Below are 17,797 nucleotides of genomic sequence, written 5' to 3' on the forward strand. Positions count from 1 at the left end.
AATGAGGAGGAACGCAAAGAAGCGTTTAATTCCACTTGTGTTTGTGCTGGTTCTCACTCTAATCGGAACCGCCCTCGCCGTTCCGAGGATTGGCATAACCGTCCAGAAGGTCGGTGGCGGTGCCAACAGTACTGTTGCCGTTGATACAACCAAAGCCGCGGTGAACTGGGTGTTTTCATCGAACGAGCCGGTGATAACTGGGGCTACTATAACCCTCGACAAGGGTCCTGGTGTGAATGGAACCTGGACGTTCTACGTAACGCTTGATAATGGAAACGTTATATCACAAACTGGTTCAATCAAAGCAGACCAGACCACAATAACAGTCTCAAACCTCAACATAAACCTCGGGAGTAACTACATAACCAAGGTCTCCCTTGTCATCGCTGGCAAGCAGGTTTCCGTTAGCTGATGGGGGTTTTAAATGAACCATCGCCCCGACCCCTTTTCTCTTCTCTCTTATCTTTTGGTGGGTTTCCTCGTCCTTGTGTTAGTCCTCCACTTCGTCTTCGGCTTCCAGTACGTCGTTATCTTGACGGACTCAATGAAGCCCCATATAAACCCCGGCGACCTCGTGGTTACAAGGCCGGTTTCTCCATCCGAGCTTCACGTCGGCGACGTGATACTCTACGAGGTTCACATAGGAAGCTCAACTTATAGAATCTCTCACCGAATCGTGGCAATAAAAACCGATGAATCCGGCAGAATCTACTTCGTGACGAAGGGTGACAACCGAAAGTACACTGACCCCTGGCGCGTTTATCCGAACCAGGTTATAGGGAAGGTAATTCTAGTGATTCCGAAGATTGGCATGGTCTGGTACTACACTCCCCTGATAGTCCTCCTCATCTTCCTGTTCATCATAGGTAGCCTGGCCTACGAGATTGCCCTCATACTCCTTGAAGAAGAGCCTCCGAGGCCCAAGTGGGCCAAACCTTCACTGCTCGCAATCAAAAGGAAAAAGCTGAAGAAGTACTACCGCCGTTAAGCCCACTCCTCCTCGGGGATGGCTTCTTTCTTGGCCGGGATGAGGCAGAGGAACTCGAAGGTGTCAGTTAGGGCCTTGTAGCCGTGGGGCTCGTTGGGCGGGACGTAGAGGAAGTTTCCAGCTTTAACGTGGTGCTCCTCCTTTCCGTTGGTTATTATTCCCTCTCCCTTCATGATGAAAATCTCGTGCTCCCAGTCGTGCTGGTGTATCGGAATCTCGGCGCCCTTCTTCATGACGAAGTAGCGCATCGCGAAGTTCTTCGCTCCGAGCTTCGGAGAAACGAGCCACCTTATGGTCACGCCTTCAAAACCGGTGTCCTTCTCGGGGACGTCCTTGTAGTGCCCGACGAACATGGTATCACCGCTCAGATTTAGACGGATTCATATTTAAACCTTCACGCTTTTAAGGCTAACATAGAGTTTCAGCGGGTGGTTGCATGAGGCGTTTGATTGCACTTGTTTTGGTTCTGGTCGTTCTGGCCGGTGGATGCATAGGTTCAACCCAGACGCAGAGCTCAACAACATCAACCCCCCAGCCCACTGGGATTAACTTCGCCAAGTATCCCACAGGAAAGATCATTGGGGGCTGGTGGAAGCTCTTCAACGAGACGTTCTACGTCAGCGACGGCTATGGAAGCCTGGTTAAGCACTACTTCCCGAACGCAAGGGTCGAGCCCTTCTCCCAGTTCAAGGGAAGCGGTATAGTCGTTCTCTCGCCCGGGGACGAGGTCAGTTCAAGGATACTCTTCGGAAAACCCGTTCAGGTTCGGGAGATTGAACCCTTCGGCTACATCGCCTACAAGTACGGAACCCATCTCCCCGGTCCCTGGCTCGGTGCGATAGCGGTTCTCAACTCCGAGAACGGCTCCGTCATGGTCGTCACAGGGACGAGCAGGGCCGGCGTCGGTGCTTCGCTTTACTTCCTCAGGGAGCTTAAGGACGGGAAGATTTCGGTCGACCCCAACGCTGTCGTTCGCTCCGATTCCTTCGAGGGAATTCTCCTTAAGGAGATTGGTGATGTGAATTTCAATGGGGTCCCGGATAAAGACGAGCACTACGAGCTCTACCAGCTCCTCTACGACGAGCCCTTCAACTACTACTGGAGGGTTGTGAAAGGCGAGAACGTCACCGTCAGCGGCGGCTTCATAAGGCTCGTCAACGGCACGACGGTCTACATAAGGGCCCTCGGCTTCAACGTCACCGTGAAGGTTGAGAACCCGAAGAACGTCCAGCTGACCTACGTCATCGAGAACGTCAACCCAGAACTCATGGTTCTCCCCGAGGGAACCAAAGTCCTCGACAACACCACGATAGAGTTCAGGACGAGTGAGCCGAGCTTCTCAATTCACGCAAAGAACGTCAGCGAATACCGCGTCCTCGCTTTCGGTGACCACAGGCCGGCGAGCGGCGACAAGCCTCCGGCGGTCTTCCTCAAGATAATGGCTGACATCAACAAGGAGAGTGGGGCCTTCGTCATAGACGGTGGCGACCTCGTTTACTCCGGCACAATCTACCAGTGGGCCGAGCTTATGAAGGTCTGGCACTGGAACAAGCCCATCTTCATAGCGGCCGGAAACCACGAGTACCAGGGTGAGGGGGTGAGCATCTTCCACTACCTCTTCGGCCCGACTGATTACGCCTTCAGCCTCGGAAACTACCGCTACATCTTCGCGGACGATGTGGACAACGACTACAGCCTGACCGACGAGCAGTTCGCTTGGCTTAAGAAGCAGTTTGAGGTAGCCAAGGAGCGCGGTGAGAGGCCGGTCGTCGTTATGCACGCACCGCCCTACGACCCGAGACCCGGGGGAGACGACCACGCGATGAGCGAGGAGAGCGCGAAGGAACTCCTAAAGCTTATGAAGGAGTACAACGCCTTCGGAATCTTCAGCCACATCCACTTATACTGGAACGGAACCTACGACGGCGTTCACTTTATCATAACGGGTGGTGGCGGTGCTCCTCTCTACGCCCCGCCTAACGAGGGCGGCTTCCACCACTACGTTATCCTGACGATGGAACCCGATGGAAGGATTGACATAAAGGTGGTCAAGGTTTCCACTTGAACTTTTTTATTTATTCTATTTGTGTCTATATAGAGACATTTAGTGGGCTATATTTTATTGCGGCAAGATATTTATTTGATTCAATTTAGTTTCGCCCGGTGGTGTGGATGGACCCGTGGCTGATCGCTACAATCATCCTCGGATTCTGGATGGCCTGGAACATCGGTGCCAACGACGTTGCCAACTCAATGGGAACCGCCGTCGGTGCGAAGGCCATAACGCCGAAGCAGGCCGCGGTTATAGCGGGTGTTATGAACTTCACGGGCGCGTACTTCTTTGGAAAGAGCGTTGCGGAGACGATAAGGAAGGGAATCCTAAACGTCAACATGATTCACGACCCTTGGGTGATAGTTTACGGGTCGCTGGCGGCCCTCCTCGCGGCGAGCATCTGGCTAATCTTCGCCACTTACAACGGCCTTCCCGTCTCGACGACTCACTCAATCATCGGCGGCGTCGTCGGCTACGGACTCGTCTACGCGGGCACGAGCATAGTGGACTGGGGTAAGCTCGGCCAGGTCGTTCTCAGCTGGATTCTCTCGCCGATATTCGGTGCAATCGTTGCGTTCTTCGTTTTCAAGGCCGTTAGACGAAGCATCCTCGTTCGGAAGGACCCGGTGAAAAGCGCACGCTACTGGGCCCCCTTCTGGATTGGGCTGGCCTTTGTCGTAATAGGAACCATGTTCTACATCAAGGTTCTCCATGGCAAAAACCTCGTTCATGGCGTCCTTTTCTACGGGATTCCAACTGGAATCGTCGTCTTTATTCTGAGCTACCTCCTGATTAAGCTTCACTTCAAACCCAGCGACCCCTACATCGGAGTCGAGAGCATCTTCCGAAAGGTTCAGGTCGTTACCTCCGCTTACGTTGCTCTTGCCCACGGCTCGAACGACGTCGCCAACGCAGTCGGTCCGATAGCGGCCGCCTACGCCGTTATAACGATGGGGATGGCCGGAATGAAGGTTCCGGTTCCGAAGTGGATTATGGCCATGGGTGGTCTCGGTATAGCGGTTGGAATCTTCATGTACGGCTACAAGGTTATGGAGACGGTTGGGAAAAGGATTACCGAGCTGACGAACACAAGGGGCTTCTCCATAGACTTCTCGGCGGCAACGGTCATACTCGTGGCCAGCTGGCTGGGAATGCCGATTTCAACGACCCACACTGTCGTCGGTGCGGTCGTTGGCGTCGGTCTTGCCAGGGGAATCAAAGCGATAAACACTTCAATCCTGAAGGATATAATAATCTCATGGTTTGTGACGGTTCCTGTGGCGGCCGCGATAAGCGCCGTCATATTCAAGGTCTTAATGCTCGTGGGGTGATACCGTGCAGGTATGGACCAAACTCTTCGCGAAGAGCCCCTTCAAGCCTCTGATAAAGCACTCGGAAGTAGTTTACCAAACGGTAGAGACACTCGAAAAGGCCCTTAATGCATGGTACAGCGGTAACTACGAGGAGATGCGGGACCTGGCAATTGAGGTGGATAGGCTTGAGGACATAGCGGACAGGATAAAGGAAGAAATCCGCGATTCGCTCAGCTCGAAGCTTATGATGGCGGTCTCGCGAGAGGACGTCCTTATCTACCTCCATATGCAGGACAAGGTTGCCGATTCCGCTGAGGACACCGCGAAGTGGTTGCTGGTAGGAAAGCCGGACGGGATTCCAAAGGAAATAAAAGATGTCATGTTGGCGATGGGAACAGAGAGCATAAACGCCGCGAAGCTTGTCCACGAGGCTATTGTTCAGATGGATAGGGTTATAGAAAGCGGTTTCGCAGAGAAGGAAATTGAGAGAGAGTACGAGTTAATCCACGCCATCGAAGATGTTGAAAAAACCATAGACGAACTCGACACTCAGTTGATGAGGCTCGTTTTCGAGAACGCCGAGAAGTTCAACTGGGGAACTGGGATATACCTGCTCAACGTCGCCAGAACTCTCAGCAACATCTCGGACAAGGCCAAGGACGCCGCCGAGAGGATAAGGCTGATGATGAACAAGTAACTCCCACTGTTTCCTCTTTTCATTCTGAGAATGCTTTGCGGAGAATAATGCGAGAGAAGAACGAGAGAATCAGATGGCTATCATCGTCGAGGTCATCTGGATTTCCGGCATGCGCCTTATCTTCTCGGTTATGAACTGGTCGAGGTCCTTGAGAGTGTCTGTCTCGACTTTAACGACCAAGTCGTACTCGCCGTAAACAACGTAGGCCTCCTTAACTTCTGGCATGGCGAGAAGCTTCTCCATAACTTCCCTTTCCTTTCCAGCGGCCGTAACCATCAAAATAAAAGCCGTCACCATGGGCTATCACCAAAAATATTTAACCCGCGACCTATTTAAGCTTATCGAGAATGGGGTTCGAGAACATCATCGGTCGTAAAAAACTGGAGCGGTTTCTAAACCATCTGCGAGACCTCGGCTTCGAGGAGGTTAGGCCGTTCTCCAAAGGCACTACGGGTCTCGTCTTCCTCGGCGAGTTCAAAGGAAGAAAGGCCCTCGTGAAGCTCCAGAGGCCGGATTCGCCGAGGAACAACTTCGAAAAGGAGGCGAGGATACTAAAAACTATAGAGCCCTTCGGAATCACACCCCCGCTCCTCTTCACGGGAGTTTTTGAAGGTCTGCCATACCTCGTCAGGGAGTTCGCCGAGGGTGAGCCTGTTCTCTACGCCGACCTTGAAAAGCCCCACCTCTTCGGGATAGCCGAGAAAACGGCCCTGCTCGACAGGCTCTACCTCGACCACGGCCAGATTCAGGGTGGCAAGCACATCATCGTCGGTAAGGGCGTTTACATCATAGACTTTGAGAAGGCCGGCTGGAGGAAGCCGAACAACCTAACCTCGGCCTTTTCGATGCTCTTCGTCGGCAGAAACGCGATTTCTGAGAGGCTCTACGTGAAGTTCAATCTCGACGAGGGTTTCAGGGAGGAGGTAAAAGAAGCGCTGAGGGAGTACAAGAGAACCGGAAAGCTTTCACGCCTTCTGGGCCTTCTTTCCGGCCTTTAGCCTGTCGGCGTAGAGAGCCAGGAGCGGAACGATGATGGCGAGGGCTATGAGCCCAATCCTCGGGTCGAGGAAGTAGTTGAAGATTAGAATCACGACAACCGCGATGCCGATCATGAGGAACAGGTCCCTGTCGTAGAGTCTCGACTTCGCGAGTATGTTCTGTTCACGGGCGGTGTAGGCGAGGTACGCCGGTATCCCGAAGGCCGCTATGGCGATTCCTATGTAGTTCTTCAGGAGCAATGAAACGCCTATTCCCACGGCGAGGATTATCGCTATGGCGCTCGTTTCCTTCATTCTCCCACCTGTCCATGCACTATCGGTGGGCCCCTTTTAAAGGTTCCCAGCGTCCGTTGCTGTCCATTGGGGTTAAGCTTATATACCTAGGCGCTTATCATAATTCGGTGATAGCGTTATGAGCAGTATCGAATGGAACGAGAAGACCTTTTCTCGGTTCGCCTACTTGAACGACCCGAGGATTGAAGGGAGCAGAATAGCGTACACCCTGACCAAGGTCAACATGAAAGACAACAGGTACGAGAGCACGATAGTCGTTGAGGACCTTGAGACCAGCTCAAGGCGCTTCATTGAGAACGCCTCCATGCCGAGGCTCTCACCGGACGGGAGCAAACTTGCCTTCACGAGGCCCAACGAGGAGAAGAAGGAAACAGAGGTCTGGATTGCCGAGCTTGAGACGATGAGTGCCAAGAAGGTTCTCTCCGCCAAGAACATTCGCTCCCTCCAGTGGAACGACGACTCGAGGAGGCTATTGATAGTCGGCTTCAAGAGGCACGATGATGACGACTTCGTCTTCGACGACGACGTTCCCTTCTGGTTCGACAGCATGGGCTTCCTCGACGGCGAGAAGACGACCTTCTGGGTCCTCGACACCGAGGCGGAGGAAATCATAGAGGAGTTCGAGAAGCCCCGCTTCAGTTCCGGCATATGGCACGGGGATGGAATACTCATCAACGTTCCGCACCGCGAGGACGGTAAGCCTGCCCTCTTCAAGTTCTACGACATCTACCTCTGGAAGGACGGAAACGAGGAGAAGCTCTTCGAGCGCGTTTCCTTCGAGGCGGTTGACTCCGACGGAAAGGTGATTCTCCTTAGGGGCAAAAAGGAAAAGCGGTTCATCAGCGAGCACGACTGGCTTTACATCTACGACGGCGAGCTTAAGCCCGTTTACGAGGGACCGCTCGACGTCTGGGGCGCGAAGCTCACCGAGGGCAAGGTCTACTTCCTAACTCCAGACGCTGGCAGCGTTCACCTCTGGCTCTGGGACGGGAAGGCCGAGAGGGTCGTCGTTGGCGACCACTGGATTTACGGTCTCGATGTCAGCAACGGGAAGGCTCTTCTCCTCATAATGACGGCAACGAGGATAGGCGAGCTCTACCTCTACGACGGCGAGCTCAAGCAGGTCACCGACTACAACGGGCCGATATTCAGGAAGCTCAGGACCTTCGAGCCGAGGCACTTCCGCTTTAAGAGCAAGGACCTTGAGATAGACGGTTGGTACCTCAAACCTGAGCTCAAGGAGGACGAGAAGGCCCCGGTGATAGTCTTCGTTCACGGCGGGCCGAAGGGAATGTACGGCCACCGCTTCGTCTACGAGATGCAGCTGATGGCGAACAAGGGCTACTATGTTGTCTACGTCAACCCGCGCGGCAGCGACGGTTACGACGAGGACTTCGCGCTCCGCGTCCTCGAGAGGACCGGCCTGGAGGACTTCGAGGACATAATGGCAGGTATAGAGGAGTTCCTCAAGCTCGAGCCCCAGGCCGACAGGGAGAGGGTTGGCATAACAGGCATAAGCTACGGCGGCTTCATGACCAACTGGGCGCTAACGCAGAGCGACCTCTTCAAGGCCGGAATCAGCGAGAACGGCATAAGCTACTGGCTGACCAGTTATGCTTTCTCGGACATAGGCCTCTGGTTCGACGTTGAGGTCATAGGGCCGAATCCACTGGAGAACGAGAACTTCAGGAAGCTCAGCCCGCTGTTCTACGCGAAGAACGTGAAGGCCCCGATACTGCTCATACACTCGCTCGAGGACTACCGCTGTCCGCTCGACCAGAGCCTGATGTTCTACAACGTGCTGAAGGACCTCGGCAAGGAAGCCTACATAGCCGTCTTCAAGAGGGGCCCGCACGGCCACAGCATCCGCGGAAGCCCGAAGCACCGCTCGAAGCGCTACAAGCTCTTCATCGAGTTCTTCGAGAGGAAGCTCAGGAAGTACGAAGAGGGCTTCGACGTTGAGAAGATACTGAAGGAGAAACCTTAATATACACCTTTGGACATCCCCCTTTTCGGGGGGTGTCCTTAAATGTTGTTTGATGTTCGTCCCAAGACATCAATCCGCGAGCTCTTCGGCAGGAAGGCGGAGTATTTGATTTTTAGAGATGCCGTGAGAAAGGGTAGGAACTTCATTCTAATTACCGGACCGAGGAGGATAGGCAAGACCAGCTTCCTCTACGCTTCCCTCAACGAATTCGCCGATGATGGAATTCCACACATAGTAATAGATACCCGTGCGGCAACTTCTCTGAACTCAAGGTATCCTCAGAAGGTCATAGCCGAGCAGGTCTACAGGGCCCTCCTCGGACGCAACGTCATAGGTAGCGTGCTCTCAAAGGTAAGGGGCGTTAAGCTCGGTCCCGTTGAGTTCGACATTGGCGATAAGCCGGACCTCGTTGAGGTTTTCTCCCTCCTGAACGGGGTGGAAAATCCTGTTATAGTCGCCTTCGACGAGGCCCAGTACCTCAGGTTTTCAAACGAAGACATGACTCGGTTCTTTGCATGGGTTCTCGATGCCCTTCAGAACATTGTCCTCGTCTTCACGGGCTCGCAGGTTGGCGTTCTTGAGAACTTTTTGAAGCTCTACGACGGCTCTTCACCGTTGTTTGGGAGGTATGAGGTCAGGATTCGTCTTCCCCGTTTTAACCCCTCGGAAAGCCTTGAGTTCCTTGAACGGGGCTTTGAGGAGGTTGGTAAGCCCGTTGATGACAAGGAATTGCTCTCCGCTATTCAAACCCTCGACGGGGTTCCCGGTTGGCTCGTTCACTACGGGGCTTCAAGGGTTGATGGCCTGACGCACGATGAGGCCGTTGAGAGGGTTCTTGAGAAGGCGATGGCATACGTGACCTCTGAGTTTAGAGAACTCACCAAGCTGTCCCCGAGGTACGAGCTCGTAATGAAAGCAGTCGCGGAGCTTAGCGAGGGGTTTGGCTATGCAAGGTTCGAAGAGATTAAAAGAAAAGTTGGCGTTGACGACAAATCCCTAAGGAACTACATCAACCGGCTGATTGACTACGGTTTCCTTGAGTCTGTTGGACATGGGAAGTACAGGATTCCCGACCCCGTAATGTACCGCGTTTTCCAAAGGCTATGACTTCTCCTTCTTTTCCGGTTTTCTCGCCACGATTCCAAGTGCCTCTTCAACGCGCTTAACGCCGACGAAGCCCGCCCTCCTCAACCGTTCCATCACGCCCTTCTGGAGGTCCTTTCTGCGGTATCTCTTCCCCGGATTTCCAACGTAGTGGAAGAGCCTTCCGCCGGGCTTCAAAACCCTGAAGAGCTCGCGGTAGAACTCCTCCGAGTAGAGCTGGCCTGCTAAAGAAAAGCGCGGTGGGTCGTGGATAACTACATCGAAGCTCTCGTCCTTGAACTTCTTCACGACTTCAAAGGCGTCGCCGTGAATCACCTGGATTTTACCGCCCGTAAAGAGCTCCCGGCTCCAGGGGTTTATCTTCGCCAGCTCGATGACGTTTTTGTCCTTCTCGATTGTTATGACGTAGGCTCCCCTCTTTGAGGCCTCTATAGCAGTGTAACCGAGCCCCATGCAGGTATCCAAGACCGTCTCGCCCTCCTTCGGCTTAACAGCGTTCACCTTGTTCCTCGTGTCCTGGAGCGGGTTTACTCCCTTCGTCCTGTGCATCCTGATGCCGTTTATCTCAATCGTCGGCGGAATCGTCGGGACGAGCTTGTAGAAGTGCTCTCCAGCGATGGCGGCCTTGTAGACGCCCCCTCCCCTCACAAAGTAAACGGCCCCCTCGTCCCTCGCTATCCTCTCGATGATGTCTCTCGAAACGCGCGTTCCGTCGGGGAAGATGAACTCGTTGTTCTCCAGCTTTATCTCCCACGTCCTGTTGGTCCTCCTGAGGTCGAGGTTGAGCCTGATGGTTCCCCTTGAAAGGAGCATCCTCCTCGCGTCCTGGGCCGTTAGGAAGTAGTTGTCCATGGTATTCCCTCACACAGGGTGGGACACCTTTTTATATAGTTTTGCCCATTCATTAACAAGAGGGAGGATGGGACGATGAAAGTTGGCGAGAGGGTTCGCACGGGAATTCCCGGCTTTGACGAGCTCATCGAGGGCGGTTTCGTCCCTGGGAAGGCTTACCTTGTCACGGGTCCTCCTGGAAGCGGGAAGACCACCTTTGCCATGCAGTTCCTCGTGGAAGGTGCGAGAAACGGCGAGAGGGTCGCTTATATGTCCCTCGTCCACAATCCCGAGGAGGTTTTGAAGGACTTCGAGCGCTTTGACCCTGAGGTGAGGGACCACGTTGCCAGGGGAAACCTAATCCTCTACGACCTCGGAAAGGAGCTCTGGGGTTCTACAGCCAAACCACCCCAGTGGAGTAGTGTCATGTTCCGCATCAAAGACCTCGCTAGGGAGGCGAAGATTTCGCGTCTCGTCATAGACCCTCTTACCGCCATAGACTTCCCGACAACCGACCCGGCTGAGAAGAGGGCCGAGCTGGCGACGTTTCTTAGGACGATTGAGGACCTAAAAATAACAAGCGTCCTCGTTGCCGAGCTGACTGAGCTCGACCGCTACACCGAGGAGCACTACCTCGTCGATGGCGTCATAATGCTCCACTACTACCTCGATGGGGTCAAGATGGTTAGGGCCCTCCAAGTGCTCAAGATGCGCAGGACGAACCACGAGACCAGGATGTACCGTGTTGAGTTCGGTTCTCGCGGACTCTCCGTCAGGGGGCCGCTCATATGAGGAGGTTCCGAAGAAAGCCTGTGACAGTGGCAGAAATCCAGGTGGAGGAAAATCCAGTTAGAAAGGCCTATTTACTCGGCTATTTTCTGGGCTACTCCGGTCACTTGGCTTGGAGCGGCTGGTCGAGGGAGCTCAAGGAGCGGGTCCTTGGGGAGGCTGAGGCGAGGAACGTCCTCGGCCCGGCCCTCGACTCCTTCAGAAAAGGAAGAACTGAGGGTGCCTCGGACAGGGAGCTTGATATAATGCTTGGAGTCTACCGGCCCCCCGTACTTGAGGTGGAATTCGCCAGGGAGTCCGCCCGCTCTGCTGCTGAGCGGTCGGGGATTTTCAGCATGCTCTCCACGAGGTTTACTGGGGAGGTGCGTTTCCTCGGCTTCGTGCGCTTCTCCAACAGCAGGGACCACCTAGGGATACCTCCTTTCCTTAGGAGGCCTTAGGTCACCCTCTCAAAAACCCTCTCAAAGTTCCTGAAGGTTATCGCTTCCACCTCTTTCTCGCTGAAGTTTTCCCTCAGCTTTTCAATGAGCGCAGGAATCTTCGATTCATCCTCAAAGCCCTCGACACTCCTCCCGCTCCAGCCGCTCAGGTAGTAGACGAAGTCGAAGCCGAGGCCGACGTGTTTGTAGCCGATGAGGTCGACCATGTAGGCTATGTGCTCGACGTACCTTTCCAGCGTCGGCCTCTCCTTATCGATAAAGCTCGGTATTGCAACCGCCCCAACGACGCCGTCCCTCTCAGCTATCGCCTTCAACTGCTCGTCGGTCAGGTTTCTCGGGTGGTCGCAGAGCTTTCTCGCGTTGGAGTGTGACGCTATGACCGGGAAGGAAGTAACGCTCAGCGCGTCCCAGAAGCCGGCCTCGTTTATGTGGCTGAGATCTATGACTATTCCAAGCTCCTCGGCCTTGCCGACGACTTCAATGCCGAAGTTGGTAAGGCCTCCGTTCGTTCTCTCGAAGACGCCGTCGCCTATCGCGTTTCTGAGGCTCCAAGTAAGCGTTAGAACGCGGAGTCCAAGGCGGTAAAAGACCTCGAGGAGCTCTAAACTCTCGCCTATTGGCTCTCCCCCTTCGAGGCCGAGCCAGAGGGCGACCCTTCCGTCCTCTATGGTTTTTCTCATCTCCTCAACGTTCCTCACGAGCTCGAAGCGCTCGCTCTCCTCGACGTCCCTTAGAAAAGCGTTCAGGACCTCGAAACCGTAAGTGGTTGCGTCCTTTCGCCTGTCCGGCCTCGTCCATATCGCCATAACCCTTGAGCTAACCCAGCCGTTGAAGAAGTGCCAGTTCCCTTCGAGGACGCGCGTTTTCCCTGCCTTCCTCTCGTCGTAGATGAAGGTGGGCAAATCCGAGTGTGCGTCGAAAATCATGGGCTCACCCAAGGGACATCATCTCGACGTCCCTTAAGGTTTCCGCCCTGACCTCGGGTAAGGGTATTGACTCGGCCACCTTTTTGGCCTCGTCGTACTCCTCCCTCTCGGCGAGGGCAATCGCTATTCCCCTGAGGGCACTGCTCTTCCTTCCCGGGTCATCTATCATCTCCGCGAAGGTCAGCGCGTCCCTGAGGCTTCCGAGCTGGGTCAGGAGCATCGCCACCCTCTGGGCGCTCGCCGGTGAGAGCTCAACGTTACCGGCTTCGCGGAGTGCCTCTTCAATAACCTCTACGTAAGTCGGCTCGTTTACGCGCTTCATCCAAAGGGCCGCCTCGAGTTCTCCAATGAGCTTCGACGCACCCTTGAACTTCCTCCTTATCAAAGCCAGCGCGTAGTGGTAGCGTCCCTCGAGCAGGGCGCGCCTTATCTCCGGCAACCCAGTCTCGCTCATTATCTCGGCGAGCTGGAGCTTCTTTTCTGTGACGCCGGCCCTCTGGTTCACGTGGAGCTTGTCGAAGATGTCAAATGCGGTCCTGTAAAAGCCTATTGCGTTCTTAGAGAACAGCGCATCGCCGGCGTTCTCCATGAGTTCGGCTGTCTTGAGAAGGCCGTCAACTTTAGCCCTGTATTCTACCTCCGCCCTGGCTATAACGTCGAAGGCCACGTCGAAGAGGCCCATGGCCATTTTGGCATCGCCGGTCGTGGCAACGTAGTACGCTATCGTCGCTATGGCTTCCCCTTTTAACAGGGAATCCCTAATCTTGCCGGCCTCCTCTATGGCGGTGTTGAAGGTCTCGGCTGCCTCCTTGTAATAACCGAGGGCGTGGAAGGCGAAGGCAATTATGCCGTACCCTATGGCCCTAACGTATGGGTCCTTCGAGTGCTCGGCTATGTACTCTGCGTCCTCGAGGATTCCCGGAATCCAGTCCTCGGGACCGCCTTTCCGTCGTATGGCGAGGGCAACGTTGATGAGGGCCTCAATCTGGTCCAGCTCATCCTCTAAGTCCCACACCCTCTCAAGCGCGTCCTCAAACTGCCCCCTCTCTGCCAAGGCTTTAATCTCTTCGACGTCGGTCATGACAACTTTTAATTTATTTCCAAATCCTTATAAACGTTCCCGGAGTTCGTCCAACATGCCTATGCTAACTCTAGCCCTCTACAACACATACGACGCCAGAAGGCTTCACGAGGCCCACCTGCGTGCGATAGCCCGCTCCGCGCCTATAGCTTACGCCTACGGCTTTCACCTGGCCCTAATCGGCTTCCCTCTCGATGGAAAGCCCCTCGACGTTGCCCAGGAGGTCAGCGAGCACACGACGATAGGTGAGGGCGGCAGGTACCTCATCGAACTCGCGCAAGGAAACAGATTTCATCTTCTTGATTTTCCAAAGAGGGGATTTCCGCCCCAGTTTGGAACTCCAGTGGCAACTACGAGAAAGCCATATGAAGAAAAAGAAATCACACCCCTTGAACTGGCGGAGAGAGCCCTCAGCGGTGAGCGTTTTCTTCTCCTCATAGGACTCGGACGGCACGGCCTGCCGAAGGAAACCTTTAAGTTGGCACGTCATCATATGGACATCACGGGGAAGAGGGTCAGCCTCGAAACCTGCACCGCTATAGGGGCCATCGCCGTTAGAATCGCCACGTACATGGAGGCCTTGAAATGGAGGAGTGGAAGAAGGAAGTAGCTTGGTTTTTGGTGGCAATCTTGGTCGTCTTTGGAATCCAGGCGGGCCTTAAAGTGGCCCTTCACACAAGCTCTCCCCTCGTCATTGTCGTCAGCGGCTCGATGGAACCCGTCTTTTACAGGGGAGATGTGGTTCTCCTCAAGGGTGTGACGAATCCCGACCAGGTAAAGGTCGGCGATGTGATAGTCTACAAGCGTCCAGGCTACGAGTACCCGATAATCCACCGCGTCCGCTACATTTACACGGTTAAAATCAACGGGAAGCCCGAGAAGTGCTTCGTAACCTGGGGCGACAACAACCCCGTTCCGGACCCCCCGTATCCGACTCCGGAGGGAATGCTTGAGGTTCAGCTGCCGAACGGCTACATAGCCGGTTGTGCTCCCGCCTACGCCGTTGAGGCCAAGGCCGAGCTCGTCATACCCAAGATTGGCTTAATACCGCTCTGGATTCGCGACGCCCTCGGCCTCGGCGGATGATGTGAGGGTAGGTGGCTGAGCCGTGATGAGCTAATCGGCCCCTGACGCTTTTTCGTTAATTTTTCTTTCTATCGAAAGGCATTTTAACTTCTCTATGCCAATCCTTTCGGTGGTCGAATGGACGCGAGGGATTTTCACAGGGGTAACTTCATCGGCAATGGGAAGGTTGAGGTAATCCCGAAGGTCCCGCTCATGAGGGAAACCCTCCCCTTAGCTTACACCCCCGGCGTCGCCGAGGTCTCGCGCGAGATAGCGGAGGAGCCCGAGAAAGCCTTTGAATACACCAACAGAGGAAATACGATAGCGGTAATTAGTGACGGGACGAGGGTTTTAGGACTCGGCGACATCGGACCTCTGGGCGCGCTCCCGGTGATGGAGGGCAAGGCCCTGCTCTTCAAGGCCTTCGGCGGCGTTGACGCGTTCCCGCTCGTTTTAGCAGAGAAGGACCCGGAAAGGTTCATAGAGGTCGTTAAAACCGTCTCCCCGTCCTTCGGCGGGATAAACCTTGAAGACATAGCCTCGCCGAAGTGCTTCTACATCCTCGAAAGACTCCGCAACGAGCTGGATATCCCGGTCTTCCACGACGACCAGCAGGGCACGGCGAGCGTCGTTTTAGCCGGCTTAATCAACGCCCTCAAGGTAGTCGGCAAGAGGCTTAACGAGATAAGCGTTGCGCTCTTCGGAGCTGGGGCGGCCGGTTTCGCGACGCTCAGACTCCTTGTAAAAGCCGGCGTTAAGCCGGAAAACGTCCGGGTCGTCGAGCTCGTGAACGGGGAGCCGAGGATTCTGACACCGGATTTGCCCCTCGAGGAGCTGTTTCCATACAGGGGCGAACTCCTCGCGAGGACCAACGGCGAGGCCGTAGAGGGAGGTCCGGCAGAGGCTCTTGACGGGGTGGACGTTCTCATCTCCTTCACAAGGCCGGGGCCGGGCGTCATAAAGCCCGAGTGGATAAGGAGCATGGTCGACGACGCGATAGTCTTTCCCCTCGCCAATCCCGTTCCGGAGATACTGCCGGAAAACGCCAAAAAGGCCGGCGCGAGGATTGTGGCAACGGGAAGGAGCGATTATCCAAACCAGATAAACAACCTCCTCGGCTTTCCGGCGATTTTCAGGGGAGCTCTCGACGTGAGGGCTAGGACGATAACGGACGGGATGATAATTGAAGCCTCGAAGGCGATGGCTTCCGTGATAGAGCCGAGCGAGGAGGAGATAATCCCGTCACCTTTTCACTCCGACGTTCATCCGGCGGTGGCGAAGGCTGTCGCGGAGGAAGCCATAAAGGAGGGCGTTGCGAGGGTTCGCGTTAATCCGGAGGAGGTCGCCGAGGGGGTTAGAAGGTGGAGGGAGTTCTACGAGGAAAACATAGTTCCCCTCAACGAGGGGCGGAAGGCCTATGGCGCGCGCCGATGAGCTGATAAACCTCTTGGACATGGAGAAGCACCCCGAGGGCGGCTGGTACGCCGAGGTCTACCGCTCACCCGTGAAGGTCCTCCGGAACGGGAGGGAGAGGGGCGCCGTGAGCGCCATCTACTTCCTCCTTCCCCGCGGCGAGGTGAGCAGGCCGCACAGGGTTCTCTCGGACGAGATATGGCACGTCTACGAGGGCGAGCTCGAGCTGGTCTGGGCCGACAAGGAGCTCCACAGGGTGCGTCTCGGCCGCGTCAGGGAGGGCGTTAAAGCTTTCGCCGTCGTCCCGGCCGGGGCGTGGCAGGCGGCGAGACCGCTTTCAGAACACGTCCTCGTTGGATGCACGGTCTCGCCGGCCTTCGAGTGGGACGAGTTCGAGCTTGCGGAAGGAAAGACCCTGGAGGAACTGCTCAAGAGGTTCCCCGAGTTCGGAGAGTTCCTTCAGTAGAGCGAGTTCCCGTGCGCGTCGATAGCCACGATCAGGGGGAAGTCCTCCACCTCGAGGACCCATAGCGCCTCTGGAACTCCAAGGTCGAGCCAGTGGACGGCCTTAACGCGCTTTATGCTTTTGGCGGCGAGCGAGCCGGCTCCACCGGTGAAGGCGAAGTAGACGGCTCTGCCCCTGAACGGCTCAACGCTCATTCCACCCTTCCCGATTATCCCCCTGACGCCCAGGCCGAGAATTTCATCGAGGTAGCGGTTCATCCTCGCGCTCGTCGTCGGCCCGGCGGACACTATCTCGTAGCCCCTCTCCGTCTCCCTCACGACAGGCCCGCAGTGGTAGATCACCGCCCCCTCTGGATTAAACGGGAGCTCTTCCCTCTGCATGCTCAGAATCCGCCTGTGGGCCGAGTCCCTCGCGGTGACGATTTCTCCCGATAGGTAAACTACGTCCCCTGCATTCAGCTTTAGAATTTCCTCTTCGCTCAGCGGTGTTCTCAGCTTCACTGCCACACCTCGACCCTCCCGTCGGGCTTTATCCTGAGAAAAGCCCTCCGGTTGGCCCAGCACTGGACGATTAAGCCGACGGGAAAGCTCGCCGGGTGCCTGTGGGCGACCTCTATCTTCACGTCCAGAGCGGTCGTCCTTCCTCCCATTCCCATCGGGCCGACTCCGATGGCGTTGATTTCCTCCAAAAGCTCCCCCTCGATTTCCGCAATCCTTTCATCGGGGTTCCTCTCGCCGACCCTCCTGAGGAGGGCCTTCTTCGCCAGCAGGAGGGAGTAATCGGCACCTCCGCCGACGCCTATGCCCAGAACAACCGGGGGACAGGGCTTTCCGCCGCAGGCCTTAACCCTCCCGACCACGAAGCGCCTAACCCCTTCCCAGCCCTCGCCAGGGGTGAGCATGGCTAAAGCCGAACAGTTCTCGCTCCCGCCGCCCTTCGGCAGAACCGCCATCTCGATTTCATCACCTTCAACAAGCTCCCAGTGGATTACCGGAACGCCCCTGCCCGTGTTGTCGCCCGAGTTCTTTCCCGTGAGAACGTCTACCGCGTTGGGCCTGAGCGGGACCTCCTTCGTGGCGAGCCTCGTGGCTTCCACTATTGCCCCCTCGATTTCCCCCAGAAACGGACTGTCCAGGCCGACTTTCACGAAGAAGGTGAGCGTCCCCGTGTCCTGGCAGACGGGTATGGACTCGGTTCTGCCAATCTCCACCGCCCTCAGGATGTTCTCAAGGTTGAAGCGCGCGGCCCCGTTTTCCTCACGCTCGTAGGCTTTCCTCAAAGCGGAAACGACGTCGTCCGGAATCCTCGTAACGGCCAGTCTTATCGCCTCGACGATTGCCTCTATCAATAGG

General features: G+C 55.6%; 22 protein-coding genes. 14 read left to right on the forward strand and 8 right to left on the reverse strand.

What is annotated here, in order from left to right:
• Nucleotide 1: 1 nt before the first annotated feature.
• The gene (locus tag ACYQ04_RS11205) at nt 2-412 is read left to right on the forward strand and encodes a hypothetical protein (RefSeq protein ID WP_460129587.1); all 411 of its coding nucleotides are present in this window, start codon (nt 2-4) and stop codon (nt 410-412) included.
• A gap of 57 nt (nt 413-469) precedes the next feature.
• Nucleotides 470-988 (forward strand): signal peptidase I, encoded by a 519-nt coding sequence (locus ACYQ04_RS11210; protein WP_460129589.1) that lies wholly within the window; start codon nt 470-472, stop codon nt 986-988.
• Here ACYQ04_RS11210 and ACYQ04_RS11215 read toward each other — a convergent pair.
• Complete coding sequence (locus ACYQ04_RS11215) at nt 985-1,341, reverse strand: cupin domain-containing protein (protein ID WP_099209332.1); 357 nt, start codon at nt 1,339-1,341, stop codon at nt 985-987. The two genes, ACYQ04_RS11210 and ACYQ04_RS11215, sit on opposite strands and share 4 nt — an antisense overlap.
• A gap of 83 nt (nt 1,342-1,424) precedes the next feature.
• Here ACYQ04_RS11215 and ACYQ04_RS11220 point away from each other — a divergent pair, with 83 nt between their 5' ends.
• The 3 genes from ACYQ04_RS11220 to ACYQ04_RS11230 all read left to right on the forward strand — a co-directional run bounded on the left by ACYQ04_RS11220 (nt 1,425) and on the right by ACYQ04_RS11230 (nt 5,051).
• Nucleotides 1,425-3,053, forward strand: coding sequence for a metallophosphoesterase family protein (locus tag ACYQ04_RS11220; protein WP_460129591.1), 1,629 nt, complete (start codon nt 1,425-1,427; stop codon nt 3,051-3,053).
• 107 nt (nt 3,054-3,160) lie between these two features.
• A complete protein-coding gene (locus ACYQ04_RS11225; protein WP_460129594.1) occupies nt 3,161-4,372 on the forward strand; it encodes an inorganic phosphate transporter in 1,212 nt (403 codons plus the stop codon).
• A 4-nt stretch (nt 4,373-4,376) separates the two neighbouring features.
• The gene (locus ACYQ04_RS11230) at nt 4,377-5,051 is read left to right on the forward strand and encodes a TIGR00153 family protein (protein ID WP_460129595.1); all 675 of its coding nucleotides are present in this window, start codon (nt 4,377-4,379) and stop codon (nt 5,049-5,051) included.
• A gap of 69 nt (nt 5,052-5,120) precedes the next feature.
• Here the strand turns inward: ACYQ04_RS11230 and ACYQ04_RS11235 are convergent, their stop codons facing one another.
• Entirely contained in the window at nt 5,121-5,348 is a 228-nt protein-coding gene (locus tag ACYQ04_RS11235; RefSeq protein ID WP_014122803.1) for an Lrp/AsnC family transcriptional regulator, read from the reverse strand.
• A gap of 50 nt (nt 5,349-5,398) precedes the next feature.
• Between ACYQ04_RS11235 and ACYQ04_RS11240 the strand changes: the two genes are divergently transcribed.
• Nucleotides 5,399-6,049: a serine/threonine protein kinase gene (locus tag ACYQ04_RS11240; protein WP_460129597.1), complete on the forward strand. Its 651-nt coding sequence runs from the start codon at nt 5,399-5,401 to the stop codon at nt 6,047-6,049.
• Here the strand turns inward: ACYQ04_RS11240 and ACYQ04_RS11245 are convergent.
• Nucleotides 6,017-6,343: a hypothetical protein gene (locus ACYQ04_RS11245; protein WP_460129598.1), complete on the reverse strand. Its 327-nt coding sequence runs from the start codon at nt 6,341-6,343 to the stop codon at nt 6,017-6,019. The genes ACYQ04_RS11240 and ACYQ04_RS11245 overlap by 33 nt on opposite strands.
• 118 nt (nt 6,344-6,461) lie before the next feature.
• Here ACYQ04_RS11245 and ACYQ04_RS11250 point away from each other — a divergent pair, with 118 nt between their 5' ends.
• Both ACYQ04_RS11250 and ACYQ04_RS11255 read left to right on the forward strand, forming a co-directional pair.
• Nucleotides 6,462-8,330 carry an alpha/beta hydrolase family protein gene (locus tag ACYQ04_RS11250; protein ID WP_460129600.1) on the forward strand — a complete coding sequence of 623 codons (1,869 nt, stop codon included), beginning with the start codon at nt 6,462-6,464 and terminating at the stop codon, nt 8,328-8,330.
• 42 nt (nt 8,331-8,372) lie between these two features.
• Complete coding sequence (locus ACYQ04_RS11255) at nt 8,373-9,437, forward strand: AAA family ATPase (protein ID WP_460129602.1); 1,065 nt, start codon at nt 8,373-8,375, stop codon at nt 9,435-9,437.
• Here ACYQ04_RS11255 and ACYQ04_RS11260 read toward each other — a convergent pair.
• Nucleotides 9,432-10,286 (reverse strand): class I SAM-dependent methyltransferase, encoded by an 855-nt coding sequence (locus tag ACYQ04_RS11260; protein ID WP_460129604.1) that lies wholly within the window; start codon nt 10,284-10,286, stop codon nt 9,432-9,434. The genes ACYQ04_RS11255 and ACYQ04_RS11260 overlap by 6 nt on opposite strands.
• Before the next feature lie 75 nt (nt 10,287-10,361).
• On the opposite strand from ACYQ04_RS11260, the gene ACYQ04_RS11265 reads away from it, so the two are divergent.
• Both ACYQ04_RS11265 and ACYQ04_RS11270 read left to right on the forward strand, forming a co-directional pair.
• The gene (locus tag ACYQ04_RS11265) at nt 10,362-11,057 is read left to right on the forward strand and encodes an RAD55 family ATPase (protein ID WP_460129606.1); all 696 of its coding nucleotides are present in this window, start codon (nt 10,362-10,364) and stop codon (nt 11,055-11,057) included.
• The gene (locus tag ACYQ04_RS11270; protein ID WP_460129608.1) at nt 11,054-11,494 is read left to right on the forward strand and encodes a hypothetical protein; all 441 of its coding nucleotides are present in this window, start codon (nt 11,054-11,056) and stop codon (nt 11,492-11,494) included. Before ACYQ04_RS11265 ends, ACYQ04_RS11270 begins: the two co-directional genes overlap by 4 nt.
• Here ACYQ04_RS11270 and ACYQ04_RS11275 read toward each other — a convergent pair.
• Nucleotides 11,491-12,420: a dipeptidase gene (locus ACYQ04_RS11275; protein ID WP_460129610.1), complete on the reverse strand. Its 930-nt coding sequence runs from the start codon at nt 12,418-12,420 to the stop codon at nt 11,491-11,493. The genes ACYQ04_RS11270 and ACYQ04_RS11275 overlap by 4 nt on opposite strands.
• Nucleotides 12,421-12,424: 4 nt before the next feature.
• The gene (locus ACYQ04_RS11280; protein ID WP_460129612.1) at nt 12,425-13,501 is read right to left on the reverse strand and encodes a hypothetical protein; all 1,077 of its coding nucleotides are present in this window, start codon (nt 13,499-13,501) and stop codon (nt 12,425-12,427) included.
• 61 nt (nt 13,502-13,562) lie between these two features.
• On the opposite strand from ACYQ04_RS11280, the gene ACYQ04_RS11285 reads away from it, so the two are divergent.
• The 4 genes from ACYQ04_RS11285 (at nt 13,563) to ACYQ04_RS11300 (ending at nt 16,445) form a co-directional block, all read left to right on the forward strand.
• A complete protein-coding gene (locus ACYQ04_RS11285; protein WP_460130212.1) occupies nt 13,563-14,111 on the forward strand; it encodes a DUF531 domain-containing protein in 549 nt (182 codons plus the stop codon).
• Complete coding sequence (locus ACYQ04_RS11290; RefSeq protein ID WP_460129613.1) at nt 14,087-14,587, forward strand: signal peptidase I; 501 nt, start codon at nt 14,087-14,089, stop codon at nt 14,585-14,587. Before ACYQ04_RS11285 ends, ACYQ04_RS11290 begins: the two co-directional genes overlap by 25 nt.
• A 117-nt stretch (nt 14,588-14,704) precedes the next feature.
• A complete protein-coding gene (locus ACYQ04_RS11295; protein ID WP_460129615.1) occupies nt 14,705-16,000 on the forward strand; it encodes an NAD(P)-dependent malic enzyme in 1,296 nt (431 codons plus the stop codon).
• Nucleotides 15,984-16,445: a cupin domain-containing protein gene (locus ACYQ04_RS11300; protein ID WP_460129617.1), complete on the forward strand. Its 462-nt coding sequence runs from the start codon at nt 15,984-15,986 to the stop codon at nt 16,443-16,445. Before ACYQ04_RS11295 ends, ACYQ04_RS11300 begins: the two co-directional genes overlap by 17 nt.
• Here ACYQ04_RS11300 and ACYQ04_RS11305 read toward each other — a convergent pair.
• Nucleotides 16,439-16,951, reverse strand: coding sequence for a FumA C-terminus/TtdB family hydratase beta subunit (locus ACYQ04_RS11305; protein ID WP_460129618.1), 513 nt, complete (start codon nt 16,949-16,951; stop codon nt 16,439-16,441). The genes ACYQ04_RS11300 and ACYQ04_RS11305 overlap by 7 nt on opposite strands.
• A complete protein-coding gene (locus tag ACYQ04_RS11310) occupies nt 16,942-17,793 on the reverse strand; it encodes a fumarate hydratase (RefSeq protein WP_460129620.1) in 852 nt (283 codons plus the stop codon). The genes ACYQ04_RS11305 and ACYQ04_RS11310 overlap by 10 nt, the downstream gene beginning before the upstream one ends.
• Between the last annotated feature and the right edge of the window lie 4 nt (nt 17,794-17,797).

Source organism: Thermococcus prieurii (assembly GCF_054657655.1).

What these genes read in the sequence shown, in the direction of transcription:
- ACYQ04_RS11205 (WP_460129587.1), top strand. Translation starts at nt 2, where the DNA reads ATGAGGAGGAACGCAAAGAAGCGTTTAATTCCACTTGTGTTTGTGCTG.
- ACYQ04_RS11215 (WP_099209332.1), bottom strand. Translation starts at nt 1,341, where the DNA reads ATGTTCGTCGGGCACTACAAGGACGTCCCCGAGAAGGACACCGGTTTT.
- ACYQ04_RS11220 (WP_460129591.1), top strand. Translation starts at nt 1,425, where the DNA reads ATGAGGCGTTTGATTGCACTTGTTTTGGTTCTGGTCGTTCTGGCCGGT.
- ACYQ04_RS11225 (WP_460129594.1), top strand. Translation starts at nt 3,161, where the DNA reads ATGGACCCGTGGCTGATCGCTACAATCATCCTCGGATTCTGGATGGCC.
- ACYQ04_RS11235 (WP_014122803.1), bottom strand. Translation starts at nt 5,348, where the DNA reads ATGGTGACGGCTTTTATTTTGATGGTTACGGCCGCTGGAAAGGAAAGG.
- ACYQ04_RS11240 (WP_460129597.1), top strand. Translation starts at nt 5,399, where the DNA reads ATGGGGTTCGAGAACATCATCGGTCGTAAAAAACTGGAGCGGTTTCTA.
- ACYQ04_RS11245 (WP_460129598.1), bottom strand. Translation starts at nt 6,343, where the DNA reads ATGAAGGAAACGAGCGCCATAGCGATAATCCTCGCCGTGGGAATAGGC.
- ACYQ04_RS11250 (WP_460129600.1), top strand. Translation starts at nt 6,462, where the DNA reads ATGAGCAGTATCGAATGGAACGAGAAGACCTTTTCTCGGTTCGCCTAC.
- ACYQ04_RS11255 (WP_460129602.1), top strand. Translation starts at nt 8,373, where the DNA reads ATGTTGTTTGATGTTCGTCCCAAGACATCAATCCGCGAGCTCTTCGGC.
- ACYQ04_RS11260 (WP_460129604.1), bottom strand. Translation starts at nt 10,286, where the DNA reads ATGGACAACTACTTCCTAACGGCCCAGGACGCGAGGAGGATGCTCCTT.
- ACYQ04_RS11265 (WP_460129606.1), top strand. Translation starts at nt 10,362, where the DNA reads ATGAAAGTTGGCGAGAGGGTTCGCACGGGAATTCCCGGCTTTGACGAG.
- ACYQ04_RS11270 (WP_460129608.1), top strand. Translation starts at nt 11,054, where the DNA reads ATGAGGAGGTTCCGAAGAAAGCCTGTGACAGTGGCAGAAATCCAGGTG.
- ACYQ04_RS11275 (WP_460129610.1), bottom strand. Translation starts at nt 12,420, where the DNA reads ATGATTTTCGACGCACACTCGGATTTGCCCACCTTCATCTACGACGAG.
- ACYQ04_RS11280 (WP_460129612.1), bottom strand. Translation starts at nt 13,501, where the DNA reads ATGACCGACGTCGAAGAGATTAAAGCCTTGGCAGAGAGGGGGCAGTTT.
- ACYQ04_RS11285 (WP_460130212.1), top strand. Translation starts at nt 13,563, where the DNA reads ATGCTAACTCTAGCCCTCTACAACACATACGACGCCAGAAGGCTTCAC.
- ACYQ04_RS11290 (WP_460129613.1), top strand. Translation starts at nt 14,087, where the DNA reads ATGGAGGAGTGGAAGAAGGAAGTAGCTTGGTTTTTGGTGGCAATCTTG.
- ACYQ04_RS11295 (WP_460129615.1), top strand. Translation starts at nt 14,705, where the DNA reads ATGGACGCGAGGGATTTTCACAGGGGTAACTTCATCGGCAATGGGAAG.
- ACYQ04_RS11300 (WP_460129617.1), top strand. Translation starts at nt 15,984, where the DNA reads ATGGCGCGCGCCGATGAGCTGATAAACCTCTTGGACATGGAGAAGCAC.